This window comes from Streptomyces sp. NBC_00075 (genome assembly GCF_045041225.1).
GTDB lineage: Bacteria > Actinomycetota > Actinomycetes > Streptomycetales > Streptomycetaceae > Streptomyces > Streptomyces adonidis.
On the sequence record NZ_CP108243.1, the window covers coordinates 1,717,847 to 1,742,618 of the forward strand.

Annotated in this window: 20 protein-coding genes; 11 read left to right on the forward strand and 9 right to left on the reverse strand. The window is 69.8% G+C overall.

Going from position 1 to position 24,772, the window contains the following annotated elements:
- Positions 1–67 precede the first annotated feature (67 nt).
- From OG787_RS07380 to OG787_RS07390, 3 genes are all read right to left on the reverse strand, one after another.
- The gene (locus tag OG787_RS07380; protein ID WP_405534622.1) at positions 68–2,545 is read right to left on the reverse strand and encodes a SpoIIE family protein phosphatase; all 2,478 of its coding nucleotides are present in this window, start codon (positions 2,543–2,545) and stop codon (positions 68–70) included.
- Positions 2,546–2,744: 199 nt separating this feature from the next.
- The gene (locus tag OG787_RS07385; RefSeq protein ID WP_369031311.1) at positions 2,745–5,129 is read right to left on the reverse strand and encodes an MFS transporter; all 2,385 of its coding nucleotides are present in this window, start codon (positions 5,127–5,129) and stop codon (positions 2,745–2,747) included.
- A gap of 166 nt (positions 5,130–5,295) precedes the next feature.
- Positions 5,296–5,739 carry an SRPBCC family protein gene (locus tag OG787_RS07390; RefSeq protein ID WP_369031312.1) on the reverse strand — a complete coding sequence of 148 codons (444 nt, stop codon included), beginning with the start codon at positions 5,737–5,739 and terminating at the stop codon, positions 5,296–5,298.
- A 175-nt stretch (positions 5,740–5,914) separates the two neighbouring features.
- Between OG787_RS07390 and OG787_RS07395 the strand changes: the two genes are divergently transcribed.
- Together OG787_RS07395 and OG787_RS07400 are read left to right on the forward strand one after the other, a co-directional pair.
- Complete coding sequence (locus tag OG787_RS07395) at positions 5,915–6,973, forward strand: Rv2578c family radical SAM protein (RefSeq protein ID WP_369031313.1); 1,059 nt, start codon at positions 5,915–5,917, stop codon at positions 6,971–6,973.
- A gap of 64 nt (positions 6,974–7,037) precedes the next feature.
- Positions 7,038–7,574, forward strand: coding sequence for an N-acetyltransferase family protein (locus OG787_RS07400; protein WP_369031314.1), 537 nt, complete (start codon positions 7,038–7,040; stop codon positions 7,572–7,574).
- Between the two features lie 4 nt (positions 7,575–7,578).
- On the opposite strand, the gene OG787_RS07405 is transcribed toward OG787_RS07400, so the two are convergent.
- On the reverse strand, positions 7,579–8,160 hold the full coding sequence (locus OG787_RS07405) for an adenylosuccinate lyase (RefSeq protein ID WP_235473890.1): 582 nt from the start codon (positions 8,158–8,160) through the stop codon (positions 7,579–7,581).
- 356 nt (positions 8,161–8,516) lie between these two features.
- Here OG787_RS07405 and OG787_RS07410 point away from each other — a divergent pair, with 356 nt between their 5' ends.
- The 9 genes from OG787_RS07410 (at position 8,517) to pssA (ending at position 19,577) form a co-directional block, all read left to right on the forward strand.
- Positions 8,517–10,322 (forward strand): 3-hydroxyacyl-CoA dehydrogenase family protein, encoded by a 1,806-nt coding sequence (locus OG787_RS07410; protein ID WP_369031315.1) that lies wholly within the window; start codon positions 8,517–8,519, stop codon positions 10,320–10,322.
- Positions 10,323–10,470: 148 nt separating this feature from the next.
- Entirely contained in the window at positions 10,471–11,283 is an 813-nt protein-coding gene (locus OG787_RS07415) for a TetR family transcriptional regulator (RefSeq protein WP_235479819.1), read from the forward strand.
- Positions 11,284–11,705: 422 nt separating this feature from the next.
- Positions 11,706–13,049, forward strand: a complete 1,344-nt coding sequence (gene ccrA / locus OG787_RS07420) for a crotonyl-CoA carboxylase/reductase (protein ID WP_405534623.1) — start codon at positions 11,706–11,708, stop codon at positions 13,047–13,049.
- A gap of 114 nt (positions 13,050–13,163) precedes the next feature.
- Positions 13,164–15,209 carry a protein meaA gene (locus OG787_RS07425; protein ID WP_405540440.1) on the forward strand — a complete coding sequence of 682 codons (2,046 nt, stop codon included), beginning with the start codon at positions 13,164–13,166 and terminating at the stop codon, positions 15,207–15,209.
- On the forward strand, positions 15,206–16,171 hold the full coding sequence (locus OG787_RS07430; RefSeq protein WP_405534624.1) for an HpcH/HpaI aldolase/citrate lyase family protein: 966 nt from the start codon (positions 15,206–15,208) through the stop codon (positions 16,169–16,171). The genes OG787_RS07425 and OG787_RS07430 overlap by 4 nt, the downstream gene beginning before the upstream one ends.
- A 15-nt stretch (positions 16,172–16,186) precedes the next feature.
- Complete coding sequence (locus OG787_RS07435; RefSeq protein ID WP_383950957.1) at positions 16,187–16,699, forward strand: MaoC family dehydratase; 513 nt, start codon at positions 16,187–16,189, stop codon at positions 16,697–16,699.
- A gap of 2 nt (positions 16,700–16,701) precedes the next feature.
- Entirely contained in the window at positions 16,702–17,907 is a 1,206-nt protein-coding gene (locus tag OG787_RS07440) for an acyl-CoA dehydrogenase family protein (protein ID WP_405534625.1), read from the forward strand.
- 169 nt (positions 17,908–18,076) lie between these two features.
- Entirely contained in the window at positions 18,077–18,733 is a 657-nt protein-coding gene (locus tag OG787_RS07445; protein WP_369031320.1) for a phosphatidylserine decarboxylase, read from the forward strand.
- 22 nt (positions 18,734–18,755) lie between these two features.
- Positions 18,756–19,577: a CDP-diacylglycerol--serine O-phosphatidyltransferase gene (gene pssA, locus OG787_RS07450; protein WP_235479820.1), complete on the forward strand. Its 822-nt coding sequence runs from the start codon at positions 18,756–18,758 to the stop codon at positions 19,575–19,577.
- A 79-nt stretch (positions 19,578–19,656) separates the two neighbouring features.
- Here the strand turns inward: pssA and OG787_RS07455 are convergent, their stop codons facing one another.
- Genes OG787_RS07455 through OG787_RS07475 form a run of 5 tightly spaced genes read right to left on the reverse strand, consistent with a single transcriptional unit; the run spans position 19,657 to position 24,653 of the window.
- The gene (locus tag OG787_RS07455; RefSeq protein ID WP_405534626.1) at positions 19,657–20,928 is read right to left on the reverse strand and encodes an ABC transporter substrate-binding protein; all 1,272 of its coding nucleotides are present in this window, start codon (positions 20,926–20,928) and stop codon (positions 19,657–19,659) included.
- Positions 20,925–22,028, reverse strand: a complete 1,104-nt coding sequence (locus OG787_RS07460) for a branched-chain amino acid ABC transporter permease (RefSeq protein WP_405534627.1) — start codon at positions 22,026–22,028, stop codon at positions 20,925–20,927. Before OG787_RS07460 ends, OG787_RS07455 begins: the two co-directional genes overlap by 4 nt.
- Positions 22,021–22,911: a branched-chain amino acid ABC transporter permease gene (locus OG787_RS07465; protein WP_405534628.1), complete on the reverse strand. Its 891-nt coding sequence runs from the start codon at positions 22,909–22,911 to the stop codon at positions 22,021–22,023. Before OG787_RS07465 ends, OG787_RS07460 begins: the two co-directional genes overlap by 8 nt.
- Positions 22,908–23,678 (reverse strand): ABC transporter ATP-binding protein, encoded by a 771-nt coding sequence (locus OG787_RS07470; RefSeq protein WP_405534629.1) that lies wholly within the window; start codon positions 23,676–23,678, stop codon positions 22,908–22,910. The genes OG787_RS07465 and OG787_RS07470 overlap by 4 nt, the downstream gene beginning before the upstream one ends.
- A 51-nt stretch (positions 23,679–23,729) precedes the next feature.
- The gene (locus OG787_RS07475; RefSeq protein ID WP_405540441.1) at positions 23,730–24,653 is read right to left on the reverse strand and encodes an ABC transporter ATP-binding protein; all 924 of its coding nucleotides are present in this window, start codon (positions 24,651–24,653) and stop codon (positions 23,730–23,732) included.
- Between the last annotated feature and the right edge of the window lie 119 nt (positions 24,654–24,772).

Sequence of the window (24,772 nt, forward strand, 5' to 3'; positions counted from 1 at the left end):
ACGATCAATCCAAACACAGGGCACTGACAATCCCGGAGCGGCCCCAGTGGCCGCCCCGGTCGGAGCGTCAGCGCCGTCGGGGCAACGTGAGTTCGAACCACACGGTCTTGCCCGCGCCCGTACGGCTCGTGCCCCACTCCCGGGCCAGCGTGCTCACCACTCTCAGTCCGCGCCCGGAGTCGGCCGTGGGCTCGGTGTCGAGCAGTGTGGGCAGGCTGTGATCGTCGTCGTCCACCTCGCACAGCAGCGTCTCGCCCCGCACGAGCCGCAGTTCGATCGGGCGCCCGTGGGAGTGCCGTACGGCGTTGGTGACGAGTTCGCCGACCAGCAGCGTGGCACTGTCCACCAGCTTGTCGAGGCCCCAGTCGTAGAGCTGTTCGCGGACCACGGCACGGGCCCGGCCGACCTCGGCCGGGTCGAGACCGATCCGCCATTCGGCGACGTCGTCGGGTTCGATGCCGTTGAGCCTGGCCAGCAGCAGCGCCACGTCGTCCTTGCGGCCCCCGGCGGTGTTGAGGGCGCGGATGATGGTGTCGCAGGCGTCGTCCATGGAGGCGGCCGGGTGGGCGGCGGACTCGCAGAGGGTCGCCAGGCCCACGCCGATGTCCTCCCCGCGCACCTCGACCAGTCCGTCGGTGCACATGACGAGCCGGTCGCCGGGCTGCACGCGCACGCGTACCGCCTCGAAGGGCACTCCGCCGACGCCGATGGGCGCACCGGTGGGCAGGTCGAGCAGTTCGCTGCCGCCGTCCTCGGCACGGACCAGCACGGGCGGGATGTGGCCCGCGTTGGCGATGTGCAGCTCGCTCGCGATGGGGTCGTAGACGGCGTAGAGGCAGGTCGCGAGGTAGGTGTCGCCGAGGCGCTGGGCGAGGTCGTCGAGGTTGCGCAGGAGTTGGGCGGGCGGGATGTCCATGGCGGCCATGGTCTGGACGGCCGTACGCAACTGGCCCATCATCGCTGCTGAGTTGAGGCCGTGTCCCATGACGTCGCCGACGACGAGCGCGGTGCGGGCGCCCGGCAGTTTCACCGAGTCGAACCAGTCGCCGCCGACCCGGCCGAGGAGCGTGCCGGGCAGATAGCGGGTGGCGATGTCGCAGCCCGCCATGCGCGGCGGGATGTGCGGCAGCATGCTGTCCTGGAGGGTCTCGGCGACGCTCTCCTGGTAGGTGTACATCCGCGCGTTGTCGAGCACGAGGCCCGCGCGGGCGGCGAGTTCGGCGCCGGTGACGCGGTCCATGTCGTTGAACTCGACGCGCTCCGGGTGCCGCAGCAGGATCATGAAGCCGAGGACGACGTTGCGTGCCTTCAGCGGTACGACGAGCATGGAGCGGCCGGTGATCAGCGGCCGGATGTCGCGCTTCTCGAACTGCGAGGCGATCATGTGGCCCATCTGCTCGCTGATGCGCGGCACGAGGACGGGCTGACCGCTGGTCATGCACTGGAAGAACGGGGTGTGTGCCGGGAAGGGCATGGCCTCGCCGACCGGTACGACGTCGTCCCAGCGCCCTGGTTCGTCGGTGTGTTCGAGGGCGACCCGGTGCCACATCGTCGTCGTGTCGGGCACACCGTCGGGGAACCCCTCGCCCGCGACGACCTGTTCGCGCAGGTAGGTGCCCGCGACGTCCGTGAAGCGTGGTACGACGGCCTTGCTGACCTCGATGATCGTGCGGGACAGGTCGAGCGAGGTGCCGATGCGTCCGCTGACGTCGTTGAGGAACTCCAGTCGCTCGCGCACGGCCGCGTATTCGAGGTCTTGGACATCGTCCTCGATGCCCTCGGGCAGGGGTTCGCCGGCCTGCGCCGCGCGGGCCGCCCGCTCCCGGCGGGCCTTGCGCTCGGTGCGCCGGGGCACGCCCCAGTCGGGGGTGACCGGCACCAGGTCGTTCTGGCTGAACTCCAGGACGGGATAGCCCAGTTCGAGGATCTGGGCGACGATGCGGGCGCTTTCCCCGACACTCATGCTGGGCAGGATCTCGGGGAGCCTGCGGGCGAGTTCCTCGGCGCCGGGGAAGTTGGTGTGCAGGGCGAAGCCGGGCGCGATGCGCTCGACGGCGATCTCGTCGTCCTCCTGGCGCAGTACGTCGGTGTCGGCAGCCAGCACCAGCAGGCGCCCATGGCCGGGGCCCACCAGGGGGTACGCCCACCACAGGACGTCCACGCGGTCACGCCCCGGCACGGTGAGGCGGGCCCGGCCCGACGCCGGGTAGGACAGCCGGCCGTCGAGGGAGGACTCCAGGTCGGGTCCGAGGCCGTCGTCGGCCAGGTGGGCGCCGTACGGCGTGGTGTCCTCGTCGCCATCGCCGTCGCCGTCGTCGGGAAGCGCCCCGGAGACGGGCAGCAGATCGACGGCGGGCTGGCCGAGGGCCTCCTCCTTGGACGCGCCGAACAGACGCCGGGCGCCCCGGCTCCAGTGCGAGACGAGGCCTTCGCGGTCGACGACGACCACGGCCAACGGGATACGGCCCGCAGCGGCGTGCTCCGCCGGTGCGCCCTCCCCGGCCCCGCGGCCGGGAGTCGCGCCCGTCTCGGTGCCACGGTCCATGGCGCAGGCCCCTTCTTCCCACGGCTCCGCAAGATCTGTGCCGTCGCCACCACCGTACGGGTCCGGTCGGTCGCGATGTGTGGCAATCCGCTAATTGGTCTTCACCGCTCCACTCCGGCGCACAGCCACGCGCCCCGCACGCCGGTACGGCCACGCCGACCGGCCGGTCGGCGCCCTGCTCGGCGCCCTCACCTGTGACTCAGTCGTCGTGCCCGAGCTGAAGGTCGCGTTCCGTTCGGTCGCCGCCTGCCACCTGGAGGACGGTGGCGACCGGCGGGTAGCCGGAGGCGATGACCGTGTACTCGCCGCAGGAGAGGTCGACGAACCGGAACGTTCCGTCGGCTCCGGTGGTGAGCGTGTCCACGACGTTGCCGGCCGCGTCGAGCAGCGTCACGCGCGCGTCCTCGACCGGCCGTCCGCCGCCGGCCCGCACGGTGCCCTTGAGGACGGCGCCGCCCGCGAGTTCGACGTCCTGACGGGTCTCCCGGGAGGCCCGCACCAGGACGGGGAGCGCGGTCGGACGGAACGCGGGCGCGCTGGCGGCGAGGGTGTACTCGCCGGCCACCAGCTCGGTGATGACGTAGCCGCCCTCGCGTCCGCTGCGGGTGGTGGCGACGACCTCGCCATGCGCGTTGGTGAGCGTGACGGTGGCGTCCCGGACCGGCGAGCGGTCCGCGGTCAGCACCTGGCCCACGAGATGCCCCGCGCCGCCGAGGACGACGTCCAGCTCGACGGGACGTTCGCCGACGGTCACGGTGACCGCCTGCGGCTGGTGGCCGCCCGCCGCGGCGATCAGGACGTACGCCCCCGCGCCGGGCGTGGACAGCGCGTACCGCCCGTCCTCGGCGCTCGCACCGCGCCCGATCTGCGCCCCCGTGACGTCGATGAGGGTGAGTGCCGCGCGCGGTACGACGGTTCCGTCCGGGTGCTGGACGGTGCCGCACACCGGGATTCCGGCGGTGTACGGCGCCCGGGCCTGCGGGATCGCCAGGGGGGCCGTGGGTCCTGGGGAGTCGAGGTCGGCGGGGGCGGTGTGGTGGGACACCAGCGGTTTCTCCTTGAGGAAGAAGGCGATGAGGAGGCCGAGGACGAGCACCGGCACGAGGTACAGGAAGATGCGCGGCATGGCGTCGGCGTACGCCCTGATGTAGCTGTCGCGCAGCGCCGGGGGGAGCGCGTGGACGAGCGGCGGGGTGATCGAGTCGGGGTCGGGAAGGCGGGCACCCGCGCGCGTGGGGAGGCTCTTTTCGAGGGACTCGGCGAGCCGGTTCGCGAACAGCGTGCCGAAGACCGCGGCGCCGACGCTGCCGCCGATCTGGCGGAAGTAGTTGTTGGCGCTGGTCGCGGTGCCGAGGTCGGCGGGGCGCACGGAGTTCTGCACGGCGAGGACGAGGACCGGCATCACCATGCCGATGCCGGCGCCGAGGACGGCCATCCAGAGGCTGTAGTGCAGCCGGGGCGTGTCCACTTCGAGGCGGGAGAGCAGCCACATGCCGAGCACGGACAGGGCGCCGCCCAGGATCGGCCAGATCTTGTAGCGGCCGGTGTGGCTGATGAGCTGCCCGGAGACGATCGACGCGCCGACGATGCCGGCCATCATGGGCAGCATCAGCAGTCCGGACTCGGTGGCGGTGGCACCGTCGACCATCTGAAGGAAGGTCGGCAGATAGCTGGCGGCGCCGAACAGCGCCACGCCGATCACCAGGCCCACCAGACCGGTGACGTTGAAGACGGAGTCCCTGAACAGCCGTAGCGGGATGAGGGGTTCGGGCGCGAAGTGCTCGGCGACGAGGAAGAGCACGGTGGCGGCGACCGCTCCGGCGCCGAGCCCGAGGACCTCGCGCGAGCCCCACGCGTACTCGGTGCCGCCCCAACTGGTCAGCAGCACCAGGCAGGTCGAGGCCACGGCGAGCAGCAGCGCCCCGAGGAGGTCGAGCCGGGCCTTGACGGCGGGCTTCGGCAGCTTGAGCACGACGGTGACGACGGCGAGCGTCAGCAGCCCGAACGGCACGTTGAACCAGAAGCACCACCGCCAGGAGAGGTGGTCGGTGAAGTAGCCGCCGAGGAGGGGCCCGGCGACCGAGGCGAGGCCGAACGCGGCGCCGATCAGGCCCATGAAGCGCCCGCGTTCACGCGGCGGCACGATGTCGGCGATGATCGCCTGCACACCGATCATCAACCCGCCCGCGCCGACGCCCTGGAGGGCGCGGAAGGCGATGAGCTGGTCCATGGTGCGCGACCAGCCGGCCAGCGCCGAGCCGACGACGAACACGACGATCGCGAACTGGAAGACGCCCTTGCGGCCGAGGAGATCGCCGAGTTTGCCGTAGACCGGCAGCCCGACGGTGGCCATGAGCAGATACGCGGTGATCGCCCAGGACATCTTGTCCAGGCCGTGCAGCTCACCGACGATCTTCGGGAGCGCGGTCGCGACGATCATCTGCTCCAGCGCGGCGAGCAGCAGCGCGAGCATGAGCCCGAAGAACACCAACCGGACCTGGCGCGGGCCGAGTTGCGGGGGTTCGGCCGGGGGTGGCGCGGGTGCGGTCGTCGGCTCGTCCTGCACCAGAGTGATCCCGCCCATGTACCGCTCCCCTCGTCGCACCTACCGCACAATTCCCGCTTTGGGCGACAACTGTGAGCAAGCGCGACGAGTTACGGCGTACCGGTGCACGGGGGCGGAGATCCACTCGAACCGGTGAGGGGTACGAAGGGGCGAGCCAACGCCCCTTGGGAGGTTGCCCCTTGGGCTACTTCTCCACCTCGGTGGCGAGCTTGTCGAGAACGGCGTCGTAGATGCGGCCGAGGCCCTTGGGGGCGAAGGTCCGCTCGAAGAAGCCGCCGACGCCGCCGGCGCCGTCCCAGACGCTGGTGACGACGACCCGCGACTTGCCCTCGCCGGCCGGGGTGACACGCCAGGTGGTGACCATCGAGGAGTTGCGGTCCTTCTCGACGAGTTCGCCGTCGGTGGGCTCGCTGACCTCCAGCAGACAGTCCCGGACGCGCTTCTTGGTCGCCTGGAGCTTCCAGTGGACGAGGGTGCCCTCGCCGTCGCCGCCCTCACGCACCTCGTACTCGCTGAACTGCTCGGACAGCACCTTCGAGCGCGTGCCGCTGTAATCGGCGAGGGCGTCGAACACCGTCTCCGCGTCCGCCGCGACGATGCGCTCCGTGGTGGCCTCGACCTGCGCCATTGCGTTCCTCCAGCAGCTGGGTGTTCGGGGGTTCGCGCTCACCCAACCACCCCGCCGCCCGCCCACCCAAATCGGGGTCCGGACTATCGAGGAGCTTCACAGGACTCGAACATTCGATCGCACGATCAAGGGAACATGTGTTCTATTCTCGGGTCAGTGCTACCGAGGAGGTGTCATGCGCTGGGAGAACCTCACAGTGGAATCCGGCTCCGGCTCCAGCCGGACCGACGCCGCGTTGTTCGGCGCGGACGCGGTGACCACCCGTACCTTCGACTCCCCCGAGTTCCGCGGGATCACCTTCCACGAGATCCGGGCCCGTTCGATCATCAACCGGGTCCCGGGAGCCTCCCGCATGCCGTTCGAGTGGACGGTGAACCCGTACCGGGGCTGCACGCACGCGTGCGTGTACTGCTTCGCCCGCAAGACGCACAGTTATCTGGACCTCGACACCGGTCTCGGCTTCGACTCCCAGATCGTCGTCAAGGTGAACGCGCCGGAGCTGCTGCGCCGCCAGCTCGGCTCACGGCGCTGGCTCGGCGACCACATCGCGATGGGCACCAACGTCGACTGCTACCAGCGCGCGGAGGGCCGCTACCGGCTGATGCCGGGCATCCTCACCGCCCTGCGCGACCACGCGAACCCCTTCTCGATCCTGACGAAGGGCACGCTGATCCTGCGCGACCTCGACCTCCTGGTGCAGGCGTCGCAGGTCACTGACGTAGGCATCTCCGTCTCCGTCGGCTTCACCGACCCGGCGCTGTGGCGCACGGTCGAGCCGGGCACACCCGCCCCGGAACGGCGCCTGGACGTCGTACGGACGCTCGGCGAGCACGGCATCGGCTGCGGGGTGCTGATGGCCCCCGTGCTCCCCTTCCTCAGCGACCACCCGGCGCAACTGCGGGCCACGGTGCGGGCGATCGCCGCCGCCGGAGCGACCTCCGTGACCCCGCTGGTGCTGCATCTGCGCCCCGGCGCCCGCGAGTGGTACATGGCCTGGCTCGGACACCACCACCCGCATCTGGTGCGCCGGTACGAGCGGTTGTACGCGGAGGGCGCCTACGCCCCCAAGTGGTACCAACGCCGGATCACCGGGCTGGTCCACGACCTGGCCCAGGAGTACGGGATTGGCCCCACGCGCGCGGGGATGCCCCGCAGGATCCCGGCCCCCGCCGAGCCCGACCCCCTCGCCCCCGGGGCCGCGGCGCCCGAACCGGTCCAGTTGACCCTCCTCTGAGAGCGCGGACCAGGGCCCGAAAATTCGGAGGTCTCCGCGCGGGCGGTACGCCTAGGGTGCCGCCATGAACGACCCGAACGACCCGATCCTCGTCCGCGAGATGACCCTCGACGACTGCGAGCGCGTCTCCGAGATCCGCGTCCGGGGCTGGCAGCACGCCTACAAGGGCCTGATGCCGCAGCCGTATCTGGATGCCCTCAGCGTGGCGGCCGACGCCGAGCGGCGGCGTACGTTCTTCGTGGGCGCCGGGTCCGAGGTCGTGAACCTCGTGGCGGAGCGGGCCGGCGAAGTCGTCGGCTGGGCCTGTCACGGGCCCTACCGGGAGGGCGAGGTCCGCACCGACGACGCCGAGTTGTACGCGATCTACGTGGCCGTCGGGCAGTTCGGCGCCGGGGTCGGGCCGGCGCTGCTGAGGGAGGCGGTCCGCCGGTGCGCCGATTCCGGGCACCGGCGCATGCTCCTGTGGGTCCTCAAGGGCAACGACCGCGCACGACGGTTCTACGAGCGCGAGGGCTTCGCGGCCGACGGCGCCGAGGAACCCTTCGACGTGGACGGGGTCGCCGTACCGGAAGTGCGGTACGCGCGCGTGCTGCCCCGCTGACGGCTCACCTCTGCTTCGGGATGCGCGCGAGCGCGTGCACCGCCGCCTCCGCGAGGGCCGGGTGCGCGAGGGCCTCGTTCAGGACCGGGGCCGCGCGCCGGTCCCCCAGCGTGCCCAGCCCCTCCACACAGGCGAGCGCCACCCGGCGGTAGGGGTCGTGCGGCTTCAGCCGGCGGGCCAGTGTGGTGATCAGCGCGGGCACGGACTCCGGGGCGTGCAGCTCGGCCAGCAGCCGGACCGGGTGCAGGGCGTAGGCGACGCGCAGCTCGTTGGTCGCGAGGGCCGCCGCCGCGCGGGCCGTACGCGGGTCGCCGAGGCGGGCCAGGGCGTACGCGGCGGAGGCACAGCGCTGCGGATCACGGTGGTTGAGGAGGAGGACGAGGGCCTCGAAGGCACGCCGGTCCCCCGCGAGCCCGAGCCTGAACGCGGCCAACTCCCTTGCCCACAGCGGCTGTCCGGGCGCGGTGAGGACATCGGCCAGCGCGTCAGGGTCCTCGGTCGCCGCCAGGTCCTCGTACACCTTCGAGGCACCCGCCCCAGCCTCGGCCCGTAAGCGCTCCGTGAGTGATCGCAACTCTTCGTCCATGAAACCGAGATTAGGTGCGGCAACAGGGCCGCGTGGGCAGGATCTCGGGACGTACATCACAAATTCGGGGGCTGGCGCGCTCGTTACCCACCGGTTAAGCTCAGACGAGCGAGTCACCCACTCGCATGATTGCTTACGACGGCCTGGTGACGCAGCCGTCGTGAGTGCTGGTCGGTTCGGTACGCCAAGTACCGCAGTACGGCACGGCCTTGGGACAGGGCCGTCGGATCCACCTTTCTCCGGGCGTGTGCGCTCGCGGCCCGGCAACACCCGCACTCCTTCTCGCACCCGGTGCGCCCCCTCGGCGCACCCGTCGTGCTCCCAGTCGTCACCACCCTCATTCCTGGAGTCCCGCGATGGCCACTCCCCTGTCCCACACCTCTCCGTCCGCGCTCATGACCGTCGCCGTCGTCGGCCTCGGCACGATGGGCACCGGCATCACCGAGGTCCTCACCCGGGCCGGCCGCGAGGTCGTCGGCATCGACATCAGCGAGGCCACGGCCGCGAAGGCCGTCGCCGCCCTTGAGTCCTCGACCGCCCGTGCCGTGGTGCGCGGCCGGCTCACCGAACAGGAGCGCGCGGACCTCCTCGCCCGCTTCCGCACCTCCACCGACCTGCGCGATGCGGCCGACGCCGACCTGGTCATCGAGGTGGCGCCGGAGTCGTACGAGATCAAGCACCAGATCTTCCGCGCCCTCGACGACATCGTGCGCCCCGAAACGATCCTCGCGACCGGCACCAACGCCCTCTCCGTGACCCGTCTCGCCGCCGACTCGGCGCGGCCCGAGCGTGTCCTGGGCCTGCACTTCTTCAACCCGGCACCGGCGATGAAGCTGGTCGAGGTGGTCTCGTCGGTGCTGACCGCGCCGCAGGCCGTCGCCGCGGTCACCGATCTGGCGATCGAGCTGGGCAAGGAGCCCGTCGCGGTCGGTGACCGCCCCGGATTCGTCGCCGACGGACTGCTGTTCGGCTATCTCAACCAGGCCGCCGCGATGTACGAGGCGAAGTACGCCTCCCGTGAGGACATCGACGCGGCGATGCGGCTCGGCTGCGGTCTGCCCATGGGCCCGCTCGCCCTGCTCGACCTGATCGGCGTCGACACGGCCCGTACGGTCCTGGAGGCCATGTACTCCGAGTCCCACGACCGGCTGCACGCCCCGTCGCCCGTCCTCAAGCAGCTCAGCGAGGCGGGCCTGACGGGCCGTAAGTCGGGACGCGGCTTCTACTCGTACGAGGCCCCCGGCAGCGCCACAGTCGTGGCGGACGCGCTGACGCCGCTCTCCGGCGCTCCCGAGACCCCCGGCCGCACGGTCCGCTCCGTCGGCGTCGCCGGCTCCGGGACCATGGCCTCGGGCATCGCAGAGGTCTTTGCCAAGGCCGGGTACGAGGTGGTCCTGGCCGCCCGCAGCGAGGAGAAGGCGCAGATCGCCAAGGCCCGGATCGGCAAATCCCTCGCGCGCTCCGTCGACAAGGGCCGCCTGACCGCCGAGGCCGCCGCGCAGACCCTCGACCGGATCACCGCGGCGGGCTCCTACGACGCCTTCGCGGACGTCGATCTGGCCGTCGAGGCCGTCGCCGAGGACCTGGAGATCAAGCAGCAGCTGTTCGCGACGCTGGACAAGGTCTGCAAGCCGGGCGCGGTGCTGGCCACCACCACCTCCTCGCTCCCCGTCGTCGCGTGCGCCCGCGCCACCTCACGTCCGCAGGACGTGATCGGCATGCACTTCTTCAACCCGGCGCCGGCGATGAAGCTGGTCGAGGTCGTCCGTACGGTGTTGACGGCGGACGACGTCCACTCAACGGTCCGAGAGGTCTGCGTCAAGATCAAGAAGCATGCCGTTGACTGTGGCGACCGAGCTGGATTCATCGTCAACGCATTGCTTTTCCCGTATCTCAACAACGCGATCAAGATGGTGCAGGAGCACTATGCATCTCTTGACGACATTGACGCGGCGATGAAGCTGGGCGGCGGCTACCCGATGGGCCCGTTCGAGCTGCTGGACGTGGTCGGACTCGACGTCTCCCTGGCCATCGAGAAGGTCCTGCACCGCGAGTTCCGCGACCCTGGCCTGGCCCCCGCGCCGCTCCTGGAGCATCTGGTGGCCGCGGGCTGCCTCGGCCGCAAGACGGGCCGCGGCTTCCGCGAATATGCCCGCCGCTGACGGGGAGGGCGACCGGTTCGAGCACGTCTTCGGACAGGAGGACGACTGGGGCGGGCTGCTCGACCCCGCCTCGGCACCCCCGCCCGTACAGGGCGGGGGTGGCCCGGGACGTGCGCGCCACCCTGCACACATGCAGTACGTTCGGGTCATGTCCCAGGCCGCCAAGTCCTCCCGTACCCCAGCCACTCCCGACGCGCCGGAAAGCGCCGCGGGCAGCCGTGCCGCCGCCCAGCGGCTCAAGATGCGCCGAGAGCTGGCGGCCGCGGCGATGGAACTGTTCTCGACCAAGGGCTACGAAGGCACCACCGTCGACGAGATCGCGGCCCGGGCCGGCGTGGCCCGCCGCACCTTCTTCCGGCACTTCCGCTCCAAGGAAGAGGCGATCTTCCCGGACCACGACGACACGTTGATCCGGGCCGAGGCGGTGCTCAACGCGGCGCCCGCGCACGAGCACCCCCTCGACACCGTGTGCCGCGGCATCAAGGAAGTCATGAAGATGTACGCGGCCCGGCCGGAGATCTCGGTCGCCCGCTACAAGCTGACCCGCGAGGTCCCCACCCTGCGCGAGGCGGAGATCGCGTCGGTCGCCCGCTACGAACGCCTCTTCACCCGCTACCTCCTGGGCCACTTCGACGAGCACGCCCACGACGACGACGCGAACGACGACCCGCTGCTGGCCGAGGTCGCCGCGTCCGCCGTCGTCACCGCCCACAACCACGTGCTGCGGCGCTGGCTGCGGGCGGGCGGCCAGGGCGACGTAGAGACCCAGCTCGACCACGCCTTCGGGATCGTACGGAAGACCTTCGGTACGGGCATCGGGGCCGGGCGGGACACCGCGCCCCGGACGGCGCCGGCCTCGGTGACCTCGCAGGGCGAGGTGCTGGTGGCGGTCGCGCGGACCGACGCGCCGCTCGACGAGGTCATGCGGACGATCGAGCAGGCGCTGAAGGAACGCTCGTAAGGAACGGACGTACCAAGAGGCGGGCCGCGGGTGACTGCGGCCCGCCTCTTGCGTTTCCGCGCGCCTCTGTGTCCCCGCGAGAGCTACTTCTCAGTAGCCTTTGATCGATCATCGCTCATTTGTTACGTAAAGATTTCATCTGAGGCCACTTTCTGGCACCCAGTGCCTTGCTACCTGACACGGGGTGCCATACCTTGAAGGTGTCCGGGCGGCCGGCGTGCAGAGACCATTCGTACGCCGGCTGTCCCCGCAAACCACGTGATTGCGCGCCCGGACGCCTGCGTCACAGGCAACCTCCCGCGCCACCACGCGCTGCCGAAACACCACCGCCGAACCGACGGCACGTCTCACCCCAACCCTCAGCAGCACCGACGTAACCCTCAGCGTCTTCCCTCAAGACGCCATTCGCCGGAGGCACCACCGTGACCGTTAAGGACATCCTGGACGCGATCCAGTCGCCGGACTCGACTCCGGCCGACTTCGCCGCCATTCAGCTTCCCGAGTCGTACCGTGCGATCACCGTGCACAAGGACGAGACGGACATGTTCGCGGGCCTCGAAACCCGCGACAAGGACCCCCGTAAGTCGATCCACCTGGACGACGTCCCGGTGCCGGAACTCGGTCCGGGCGAGGCCCTGGTGGCCGTCATGGCATCGAGTGTCAACTACAACTCGGTCTGGACGTCGATCTTCGAGCCGCTGTCCACCTTCGGCTTCCTGGAGCGCTACGGAAGGCTCAGCGAGCTGACCAAGCGGCACGACCTGCCGTACCACGTCATCGGTTCCGACCTCGCGGGCGTCGTCCTGCGCACCGGTCCCGGTGTCAACTCCTGGAAGCCCGGCGACGAGGTCGTCGCGCACTGCCTGAGCGTCGAGCTGGAGTCCTCCGACGGGCACAACGACACGATGCTCGACCCCGAGCAGCGCATCTGGGGCTTCGAGACGAACTTCGGCGGACTGGCGGAGATCGCCCTCGTCAAGTCGAACCAGCTGATGCCCAAGCCGGACCACCTGTCGTGGGAGGAGGCCGCCGCACCCGGTCTGGTCAACTCCACCGCGTACCGCCAACTGGTGTCGCGCAACGGCGCCGGGATGAAGCAGGGCGACAACGTCCTGATCTGGGGCGCGAGCGGCGGCCTCGGCTCGTACGCCACGCAGTTCGCGCTGGCCGGCGGCGCCAACCCCATCTGTGTCGTCTCCAGCGAGCAGAAGGCGGACATCTGCCGGAAGATGGGCGCCGAGGCGATCATCGACCGCAACGCCGAGGGCTACAAGTTCTGGGCCGACGAGCACAACCAGGACCCGCGCGAGTGGAAGCGCTTCGGCAAGCGCATCCGTGAGCTGACCGGCGGCGAGGACGTCGACATCGTCTTCGAGCACCCCGGCCGCGAGACCTTCGGCGCGTCGGTCTACGTCACCCGCAAGGGCGGCACGATCGTCACCTGCGCCTCCACCTCGGGCTTCAACCACGAGTACGACAACCGCTACCTGTGGATGTCCCTCAAGCGCATCATCGGCTCCCACTTCGCCAACTACCGCGAGGCCTGGGAGGCCAACCGCCTGGTCGCCAAGGGCAAGATCCACCCGACGCTCTCCAAGGTGTACGCCCTGGAGGAGACCGGACAGGCCGCCTACGACGTCCACCGCAACCTCCACCAGGGCAAGGTCGGCGTCCTGTGCCTGGCCCCCGAGGAGGGCCTCGGTGTGTGCGACGAGGAGAAGCGCGCCCAGCACATCGACGCCATCAACCGCTTCCGGAACATCTGAGAGGCGTAAATGAGCGAGCGTCAGACCGTGCCTGCGGCGCAGGGCGCGCCGGTGTCGAAAGAGACGAAGACAAGGGAGCGCAGCGACCGCGGGCTGAGGAACGTCGACACCGGCATACAGCGCCCTGCGCCGCAGGCGCAAAAGGAAAGGGACCGGCCGTGGCTCATGCGCACGTACGCCGGTCACTCCACGGCCGAGGCGTCCAACGAGTTGTACCGGCGCAACCTCGCCAAGGGCCAGACAGGTCTGTCGGTGGCCTTCGACCTGCCGACCCAGACCGGGTACGACCCCGACCACATCCTCGCCCGGGGCGAGGTCGGCCGGGTCGGTGTGCCCGTCTCGCACCTCGGTGACATGCGCCGGCTGTTCCAGGACATCCCCTTGGACCAGATGAACACCTCGATGACGATCAACGCCACCGCCATGTGGCTGCTGGCGCTCTACCAGGTCGTCGCCGAGGAGCAGGGTGTCGACATCACCACGCTCCAGGGGACGACCCAGAACGACATCGTCAAGGAGTACCTGTCCCGGGGCACGCACGTGTTCCCGCCGGGACCCTCGCTCCGGCTGACGACGGACATGATCTGCTACACGGTCAACCACATCCCCAAGTGGAACCCGATCAACATATGCAGCTATCACCTCCAGGAGGCGGGGGCGACCCCGGTCCAGGAGATCGCGTACGCGATGTCGACGGCCATCGCGGTCCTGGACGCCGTACGGGACTCGGGGCAGGTGCCGCCCGAGAAGTTCGGTGATGTCGTCGCCCGGATCTCCTTCTTCGTGAACGCGGGTGTCCGGTTCATCGAGGAGATGTGCAAGCTGCGGGCGTTCGGGCGGATCTGGGACCAGGTCACGCGCGAGCGGTACGGCATCGAGAACCCCAAGCAGCGGCGCTTCCGGTACGGCGTGCAGGTCAACTCCCTGGGGCTGACCGAGGCGCAGCCGGAGAACAACGTCCAGCGGATCGTGCTGGAGATGCTGGCCGTGACCCTCTCGAAGGACGCACGCGCGCGTGCCGTCCAGCTGCCCGCCTGGAACGAGGCGCTGGGGCTCCCCCGGCCCTGGGACCAGCAGTGGTCGCTGCGTATGCAGCAGGTGCTCGCGTACGAGAGCGATCTGCTGGAGTACGAGGACATCTTCGCCGGGTCGCACGTGGTCGAGAAGAAGGTGGCCGAGCTGGTCGAGGAGTCGCTCGCCGAGATCGGCCGAATCGAGGAGATGGGCGGCGCGATGGCCGCTGTCGAGTCGGGCTATCTGAAGTCTCAGCTCGTGGCGTCCCACGCCGAGCGCCGGGCCCGTATCGAGTCCGGTCAGGAGAAGATCGTGGGCGTCAACATCTTCGAGTCGACCGAGCCGAACCCCCTCACGGCCGACCTCGACGCGGCGATCCAGACCGTCGATCCGGCCGTCGAGGCACGGGTGACCTCGGCGCTCCAGGGCTGGCGCGACACGCGGTACCAGCCGCCCTTCAACCACCCGCGCCCGTGCAAGGCGCTGGAGCGGCTGAAGGAGGCCGCGAAGGGCACGGACAACCTCATGGAGGCCACCCTGGAGTGCGCCCGCGCCGGGGTCACGACCGGCGAGTGGGCCGGGGCCCTGCGCGAGGTGTTCGGGGAGTTCCGGGCACCGACCGGGGTCTCGTCCGCGCCGGTCGCGGTGACCGCCGAGGAGGGCACCGCGATGGCGCTGGTGCGGCGCAGGGTCGCGGACACGGCGAAGGAGATGGGCGTCGGCAATCTCCGCTTCCTGGTGGGCAAGCCGGGCCTGGACGGGCACTCCAACGGGGCCGAGCAGATCGCCGTACGCGCGCGTGACGCCGGGTTCGAGGTGGTGTACCAGGGCATCCGGCTCACCCCGGAGCAGATCGTGGACGCGGCCCTCGAAGAGGACGTGCACGCGGTCGGCCTGTCCATCCTGTCCGGATCGCACGCGCAGCTCGTGCCGGACGTGCTGGAACGGCTCCGTGTGGCCGGTGCCACAGATATACCCGTCATCGCCGGTGGGATCATCCCCCATGGTGACGCCGAACAGCTGAAGGCTGCGGGCGTGGCCGCGGTCTTCACCCCGAAGGACTTCGACATCACCGGAATCATCGGCCGCATCGTCGACGAGATCCGGAAAGCGAACAAGCTCGACCCCCTGGAGGTCCCCGCATGACCACGCCCGTCAACCGTCTGCGCCCCCGGCGTTCCTGTCTCGCGGTCCCCGGGAGCAACCCCCGCTTCCTGGAGAAGGCCCAGGGGCTGCCGGCCGACCAGGTCTTCCTCGACCTGGAGGACGCGTGCGCGCCGCTCGCCAAGCCCGAGGCGCGGCACACCATCGTCAAGTTCCTCAACGAGGGCGACTGGACGGGCAAGACGAGGGTCGTGCGCGTCAACGACTGGACGACGGAGTGGACGTACCGCGATGTCGTCACGGTCGTCGAGGGGGCCGGCCAGAACCTCGACTGCATCATGCTGCCGAAGGTGCAGACCGCCCAGCAGGTCGTCGCCCTCGACCTGCTGCTGACGCAGATCGAGAAGACGATGGGATTCGATGTCGGCAAGATCGGCATCGAGGCGCAGATCGAGAACGCGCAGGGCCTCAACAACGTCAACGAGATCGCGACGGCCTCCCAGCGCGTCGAGACGATCATCTTCGGCCCGGCCGACTTCATGGCGTCGATCAACATGAAGTCGCTGGTCGTGGGCGAGCAGCCGCCCGGCTACCCGGCGGACGCCTACCACTACATCCTGATGAAGATCCTGATGGCCGCCCGCGCCAACAACCTCCAGGCGATCGACGGCCCCTACCTCCAGATCCGCAACATCGACGGCTACCGCGAGGTCGCCCAGCGTGCCGCCGCGCTCGGCTTCGACGGCAAGTGGGTGCTGCACCCGGGCCAGGTCGAGGCGTCCAACGAGATCTTCTCGCCCTCCCAGGAGGACTTCGACCACGCCGAACTGATCCTGGACGCCTACGACTTCTACACGTCCGAGGCCGGCGGCAAGAAGGGCTCCGCGATGCTCGGCGACGAGATGATCGACGAGGCCAGCCGCAAGATGGCGCTGGTCATCTCCGGCAAGGGCCGGGCGGCCGGCATGGAGCGCACGTCCAAGTTCGAAGCCCCCCTCGGTTAAGGAGCCCTGAGCACCATGCAGTTCGGACGCACCTACGAGGAGTTCGAGGTCGGGGCGGTCTACAAGCACTGGCCCGGGAAGACGGTCACGGAGTACGACGACCACCTCTTCTGTCTCCTGACGATGAACCACCACCCGCTCCACATGGACGCCAACTACGCCGAGAACACGACGGACTTCGGCAAGAACGTCGTGGTCGGCAACTACATCTACTCCCTGCTCCTGGGCATGTCCGTGCCGGACGTGTCGGGCAAGGCGATCGCGAACCTGGAGATCGAGTCGCTGAAGCACGTGGCGCCGACCTTCCACGGCGACACGATCTACGGCGAGACGACGGTCCTCGACAAGACGCCCTCCCGGTCGAAGAACGACCGCGGGATCGTCTACGTCGAGACCAAGGGCTACAAGCAGGACGGCACGCTGGTCTGCGTGTTCCGCCGCAAGGTGATGGTGCCCACCGAGACGTACATCAAGGAGCGCGGCGGCGAACAGCCCGGCCGGCCCCAGCTCAAGGAGCAGGAGAAGTAGCCATGGCGCGACTCGCCCAGACCGCCGGTCTGACCGACATCCAGCAGGAGATCCTGTCCACGGTCCGGGACTTCGTGGACAAGGAGATCCTCCCGGTCGCGACCGAACTGGAGCACCGCGACGAGTATCCGCAGCAGATCGTCGACGGCCTCAAGGAGTTGGGCCTGTTCGGCCTGATGATCCCCGAGGAGTACGGCGGTCTGGGCGAGTCGCTCCTGACGTACGCGCTGTGCGTCGAGGAGATCGCGCGTGGCTGGATGTCGGTCTCCGGGATCATCAACACGCACTTCATCGTGGCGTACATGCTCAAGCAGCACGGCACGCAGGAGCAGAAGGACCACTTCCTGCCGAAGATGGCGCTCGGCGAGATCCGCGGTGCCTTCTCGATGTCGGAGCCGGGGCTCGGCTCGGACGTGTCGGCGATCACCTCGAAGGCGGTCAAGGACGGTGACGAGTACGTCCTCAACGGCCAGAAGATGTGGCTGACGAACGGCGGAACGTCCACTCTGGTCGCCGTACTCGTCCGAAGTGACGAAGGACACCCGGAGGGGACCGCGCCCCACAAGTCGATGACCACCTTCCTCGTCGAGAAGGAGGCGGGCTTCGGTGAGGTCCGGCCCGGGCTCACCATCCCGGGGAAGATCGACAAGATGGGCTACAAGGGCGTCGACACCACCGAACTCATCATGGACGGACTGCGCATTCCGGCTGATCGCGTCCTCGGCGGCGCCACCGGCCGGGGTTTTTACCAAATGATGGACGGCGTCGAGGTGGGTCGCGTCAACGTGGCGGCACGTGGTTGCGGGGTCGCTCAGCGTGCGTTCGAACTGGGTGTCTCGTATGCCCAGCAGCGTCACACTTTCGGCAAGCCGATCGCCCAGCACCAGGCGATCCAGTTCAAGCTGGCCGAGATGGCTACCAAGGTCGAGGCCGCGCATGCGATGATGGTGAACGCAGCGCGCAAAAAGGACTCGGGAGAACGAAACGACCTTGAGGCAGGGATGGCGAAGTACCTCGCCTCCGAGTACTGCAAAGAGGTCGTGGAGGACGCCTTCCGGATCCACGGCGGCTACGGCTTCTCCAAGGAGTACGAGATCGAGCGCCTCTACCGCGAGGCCCCGATGCTGCTGATCGGCGAAGGTACCGCCGAGATCCAGAAAATGATCATCGGGCGCAGGTTGCTCGAAGAGTACAAATTCCAGGGCTGATTGTCCGGTTCGGGGTGTTTTCTTCGAGAAGAAGATCACACCCCGTCAGCACTCTTCAGCCGCCGACTCGGCTTCCTGGCTTACCCAGTTGTGGCTGTGAGCCGCTACGATCGCCGGAAAGCCGCCGTCCCCTGATACAGCGCGGCATCATCCGCTACGAAGGTCATCCATGCCCCACAGCCAAACCTCTGCACCTCGCGACAGCCTGGCAGGCGTACGCCTGGCGCGCGGAGCATCGCCGTGGCTCCTCCCGACCGTCGCCACCGCAGCCCTCAGCCTGGTACGCGCGCGCAAGTCCGGCGCCGCCAAGGCCGTGGCCGTACCCGCCACCGCGCTGGCGGCGGGCATGCTGTGGTTCTTCCGTGACCCCGAGCGCGAGATCACCCAGGGCCGGGTCATCTCTCCCGCCGACGGCGTGGTGCAGAGCATCATGCCGTGGAAGGACGGTCGCACCCGCGTCGCGATCTTCATGAGCCCGCTCAACGTACACGTCAACCGCGCGCCCCTCTCCGGCACGGTGACGTCCGTCGAGCACATCCCCGGCGGGTTCGTTCCGGCGTTCAACAAGGAGAGCGAGAACAACGAGAGAGTCGTCTGGCACTTCGACACCGAACTCGGTGACATCGAGATGATCCAGATCGCCGGTGCGGTCGCTCGCCGCATCGTCCCGTACGTCCCGCAGGGCACGAAGGTCGAGCAGGGCGACCGGATCGGCCTGATCCGCTTCGGCTCGCGCGTCGACATCTACCTCCCCGACGGTGTCGAGGTCGCGGTCGAGGTCGGCCAGAAGACGGTGGCAGGGGTGACTCGCATTGACCGTGATTGATCCCGAGACACAGGCCGGCTGGGTGCCGGAGGCCGACGAGGTGGGTGACGACGAGGAGGAGATGCCCCTTTCTCTCCGCCTCTCAATAGCGGACACCCTCACCCTCGGCAACGCCACCTGCGGCTTCATGGCGGTGTACTTCACCACCACCGGCATCCTGATCCCGCACCTCACCGGCAGTGACGAGTCGGGCATGGCCCGTCACTCGGCGGCGACCGCGGTGATCCTGATGCTCTGCGCGGCGGTCTTCGACCTGTTCGACGGTCTGGTCGCCCGCAAGCTGCGCTCCTCCCCCATGGGCGCCGAGCTGGACAACCTCTCCGACCTGATCAGCTTCGGTCTGGCACCGGCGTACTTCGTCCTGGTGTATGGCATGGTCGCGGACGACGCGTACCAGAAGGTGGCCGCGGTCGGTGCGATCGTCGTCCTGCTCGCGGTCGTGCTGAGGCTCGCGAGATTCTCCTGTGTGACGGTGAAGGACGGCACCTTCCAGGGCATGCCGAGTCCCTTCGGCGCCCTGACGGTCGTCTCGATCGTGCTCCTGGAGCTGCCGTTCGTGGCCACGCTCATGGCCATCGTCGGCACCGCCTGGCTGATGGTGAGCCGGGTCGAGTACCCCAAGCCGCGGGGTCCGCTCGCGGTCGCGATGCTCTCCTGGATCGTCGCCGCGATGGGTCTCCTGGCGGCCTGGGCCTTCGACGCCCCCGGCGGCCAGCTGCTCCTCCAGACCGGCTGCGCCCTGCAGCTCGTCCTGGGCGCGGTGATCCCGCTCTTCGCCACGGCCCGCCGCGTGAACAACTTCCGCGGCAACCGCCGCGAGGCACGGGCGGCACAGCTGCCGTAGCGGCAATCGCTGTACGGAGGGCCCCGAACCGGATGACGGTTCGGGGCCCTCCGCGTTGCGCGTACGGCGTCTCGGGTGGTCACTCGGCCGGCGAGTAGCCCTCCGCGACGGACGACGCCTCGGACTCCCGTACGACCTTCATACCGCCCGTCACGCTCTTGTCGGGCTGGAGGATCACGCTCTCCTTGGAGGAGGGCGACTTCGGGTCGCTGAAGTCCTGCGGGCTGCCGAAGCCGACGTCGAACGCGTTGATCGTCAGCAGGGCCTTGTCCACACCCTCCCGGGTGAGGTCCTTGCTCGCGCAGGCCTTCTTCAGGGCCTCACCGAAGACGGAGACCGCCGTCCAGCCGGCCACCACACCGTTGTCGAGCGAGTCGTTCGGGTACGCCGCATGGTAGTCGGCCACCAGCTTCTTGGCCTCCGGGGTGTCCGCCCCGATGGGCAGGGACGGTGACGCGACCCAGTAGTTCTTGGACAGGGCCGGGCCCGCCTGGGTGGCCAGGAGCTGCGGGGCGAAGGCCGAGTTGTTGCCGATGACCGGGACGTTGAAGCCACCGGCCGCTGCCACGCCCACCAGCGAGGCGGCCTGGCGCGGGCCCGCACTGATCACGATCGCCTTGACGCCCGCCTGCTTCAGCGCGGCGACCTGGGCGGTCATGTCGTTGTCGGTCGGCTTGATCTTCTGCTCGACGACCGTCAGCCCCGATTTCTCCGCCATGTACTTCGAACCGACCAGGGCGCTCTCGCCGTAGTCCCCCTCGAAGTAGACATGACCGATCTTGTCGCCCTTCTTGATCCCCTTCTCATTGATCAAGAAGTCGACCGCATTGATCGTCTCAATGTCGTACGTGGATCCGATCACGCGTATGTACGGGCTGCCGAGCAGCGAGGCGGCCCACGCCTGTGGCAGCACGAGGACCTTGTCCTGGCCGTCGACGCGCTGTTTCACCGCCGCGACGAACGGCGAGCCGATGAACTGGGCGAACCCGAGCACGTCCGGTTCCAGCTCCGTGTAGCCGGACACGGCCTTCTGCGGGTCGTAGCCGTGGTCGCGGACGGTGAGGGTCACCTGGCGCCCGCAGACGCCTCCGGCGGCGTTCAGCTGCTTCACGTACAGCTGCTGGGCCTGGGTGACGCTCTTGCCGAGGGTCGCGTAGACCCCGGTCATGTCGGTGAGCGCGCCGAGCGTGATCGTCTTGGCGGACACCCCGACGTCGGTCTTGACGCCGCCCGCCGAGGCCGAGCCCTTGTCGCCCCCGTCGTCGTCCTTGGCCTTGGAGCTGCACCCGGCCACCGCCAGCAGCACGGCGAGCGCGCCCGCAGCGGCTCGGGCCGCGTATCTCGTGGTCATCGTTCCTCCCCTGGATTACGTGCGACGCGGCGCCGGGCGGCCACCCTGACCAGCCCGCCCGGCAGGAAGAGCACCACCGCCACCACGGCGGCGCCGTACAGGTACCGGGACGCCTCGCCCGGTGCGATCCCGCCCGTGCCCGGGGCGGAGACCAGGGGCAGCGCGTCGCTGTAGCGGGTCAGCAGCTGGGGCAGCAGCGAGACGAAGGCCGCGCCGATCACCGCCCCGGAGACCGAGCCGAGCCCGCCGATGACGATCATGGCGAGGTACTCCAGCGAGAGGGTGATGCCGAAGTAGTCGGGCACGGTCCGCTGGAAGACGAGGGCGAGCAGGACGCCGGCCAGCCCCGCGTACATGGACGACAGGACGAAGACGGCGGCACGGTAGCGGGCCACGGGCACGCCGATCACCCCGGCGGCGATGCGGTGGTCGCGGATGGCGTTCATGGCCCGCCCCGGCCGCCCGCGCAGGACGCCACGGGCGAACAGCGCGCAGCCGAGGAGCAGGACGAGTCCGGCGTACCAGAGCTTCTCCGCAGAGCCGAACGGCACGTTGGCGACGAGGAGTTCGCTGTCGTCGAAGGTGAGGCCGAAGAGGCTCAGCGGGGGTACGTCACGGCCGTTGAAGCCGCCGGTCAGCTCGCGGGCGTTGAACAGGACGTGCTGGCCGATGAAGATCAGGGCGATGGTGGCGATGCCGAGGTAGGGGCCTTGCAGGCGTCCGGCGATCGGGCTGAACAGGCCGCCCGCGACGCCCGCGACGAGCGTGGCCAGCACGGCCGCGAGCCAGGTCGGCAGCCCGAGCCCGGTCAGTCCGTCGCCGCCCTCCGCGGCGAACACGCAGTAGCTGTAGGCGCCGACCGCGAGGAAGAAGGCGTGCCCCATGGAGAGCTGGCCGGTGGCGCCGGTGAGGAGGTTGATGCCGATGGCGCCGATCGCGGCGGCCATGGCGAACAGCCCGGCCAGGAGCCAGAAGCGGTCCACGTAGAACGGGAGGGCGAGGAGCAGGATGGCGCCCGCGGCAGCCGCGTACGTGCGCGCGTGCGGCTGTCGGAGTGTGCGCCGGGGCTCGGCCGGCGTGTCGGCGAGGACGTCAGACACGGGCCAGCTCCTTCGTGCCGAAGAGCCCGGCGGGCCGGACGAGCAGGATCGCGACCATGACGAGGTAGGGCGCGAGGTCGCCGAGGCCGCGGCCCATGAAGGTCAGGTCGCTCTGGTAGCCGGTGGCGAGGGACTCGGTGACGCCGACGACCAGGCCGCCGACGAGGGCGCCGGTGGTGGAGTCGAGGCCGCCGAGGATGGCGGCCGGGAAGGCCTTGAGCGCGGTGAGGGAGGTGGCCCGTTCGAGGCCCGGGGTCGGGAAGACGGTGAGGAACAGGGCGGCGACGGCCGCGAGTCCCCCCGCGACGGCCCAGGCGCCGAGCGAGACCCGGCCCAGCCTGACCCCCATGAGGGCGGCCGTCTCGCTGTTCTCGGCCGCCGCGCGCATCGCCACGCCCCAGGTGGTGTAGCGAAAGGCGAGCAGGAATGCCGTGATGAGCAGCGCGGCGGCGACGAAGGCGGCGATCCGGGTGTGCGCGAGCGAGATCGGCCCGAGGGTGAGGACGGCGTCGCCCCAGGGGTCGCCGAGCGCGAGGACGTCCGTACCGAGGCGGCGGGTGAGTTCGGTGGTCAGCAGGATGTCGACGCCGATGGTGACGATGGCCAGCACGCTGTGGTCGTTGCCCCGGGAGCGGCGCATGACGAGGAACTCCACGGCGGCGCCGACGAGCGCGGCTCCGGCGATGCCCGCAAGGAGCGCGGGCCAGAAGCCGATGTCGTCGTGGAGGGACGCGGTGACATAGCCGCCCGCGAGCAGCAGCGAGGCGTGCGCGAAGTTGACGACCTCGGTGGCCCGGAAGATCACGACGAAGCCGAGGGCGATGAGCGCGTAGACGGAGCCCATGGAGATGCCGTTGAGGAGCAGTTCGGCGAAGGTGCTCATGGCGTGGCCTCCTCACCGAGATAGGCCCGTACGACCTGCGGGTCGTTCTGTACGTCGGCCGGGGCCCCGTCCGCGATCAGCCGGCCGAAGTCGAGCACCGTGACGGTGTCCGCGAGTCTCATCACCACCCCCATGTCGTGCTCCACCAGGACGATCGAGATGCCGAGGCTGTCGCGGACCCCGGCGATGACGGCGGCGACCCGGCGCCGTTCGTCGGCGGTCATCCCGGCCACCGGTTCGTCGAGAAGCAGCAGCCGTGGCTCCATGCACAGGGCCCGGGCGAGTTCCGCGAGCTTCTGTAGCCCGTAGGGCAGGGAGCCGGCGGGGCGCCCCAGGTACCCCTCCAGGCCGACGAACTCGGCGATCTCCCGCACGCGCGCGCGGTGCCGGCGTTCCTCGCGTGCCGCCGACGGCAGCCGAAGCCCGGCGGCGACGAAACCGGTCCTGGTGAGCCGGTGGCGGCCGAGCAGCAGGCTGTCCTCGACGGTGGCGTGCGGCGGCAGGGCGAGGTTCTGGAAGATCCGGGCGACACCGAGGGCGGCGATGCGGTGCGGGGGCATGGCGGTCAGCTCGTGCTCGCCGAAGCGGACGCTGCCGGAGGTGGCCCGGTAGACACCCGACAGGACGTTGAAGCAGGTGGACTTGCCGGCGCCGTTGGGGCCGATCAATGCGTGGACGGTGCCGGGGTCGACCGTGAAGGTGACGTCGTCGAGGGCGAGGAGGCCGGCGAAGCGGACGGTGAGGCGATCAACGTGGAGGGCGGGCACGGCATTGTCGTCAATGGTGGACGGTGATCCGTCAATAGTGGCCAATGTGGATCAACCCTCCCATCTGGTCAACCTCGACATGGACGGGGTCAACCCTGGGGCAGCCGATCCACCCGTCGCGTCCATCGCCCCGGCCGCATCCGCCGCCGCGTCCTCGTCCACCACGCCCAGATAGCGGCGCCGCACCTCGTCGGAGGCGGCGAGTTCGGCGCAGGGGCCGGAGAGGGTGACCTCGCCGACCTCCAGGACGTATGCCTGGGTGGCCAGCCGCAGGGCCAGGGCGGCGTTCTGTTCGACGAGCAGGACGGAGGTGCCCTGGGCGTTGATCTCGCGCACGGTGTCGGCGATGCGCGCGGCCATCAGCGGGGCGAGGCCGAGCGACGGTTCGTCGAGGAGCAGCACCTTGGGGGTGGCCATGAGGGCACGTGCGACGGCGAGCATCTGCTGCTCGCCGCCCGACAGGAGTCCGGCGCGCTGCTGGGCGCGGTCGGCGAGGACGGGGAACAGTTCGTGGACGCGGCGCAGGGCGGCGGCCCGGTCCGCACGTCCGCCGCGTCCGCCTCGCGCGCCGAGGGCTCCGGCGCGCAGATTGTCGGCGACGGTCATCCGGGCGAACACCCGCCGTCCTTCGGGGACTTGGGACACCCCGGCGGCCACCACGCGGTCGGGGGCGAGCCCGTCGATCCGGCGTCCGCCGAGCGTGACGGTGCCGCCGGTCGTCGCGCCGCCCTGGAAGGAGAGGGTGCGGCTGATGGCGCGCAGCAGCGTGGACTTGCCGGCGCCGTTGCCGCCCAGCACGGTCACGACGGCTGCCTCGGGGACCTCCAGCGACACCTGACGCAGGGCGCGCACGGGCCCGTACCCGACCGACAGATCCCGTACGACGAGATCGGCGCCGCCCGGAGATCGCCCTCCGGAACTTCCCGGAGATGCCCCTCCGGAACTCTCCGGAGATCCTCTTGTTCCACCGCCCATGGCGTCCGCCCCTCCCGCACACACGTCCGGTGTGGCGCTCACCCCAGCACCGGGGCGGGCGTCCGTCCACGGGTCGCGGCCGAAACTCCGCCGAAACGTGGCCGGTGACCAGCGGACGC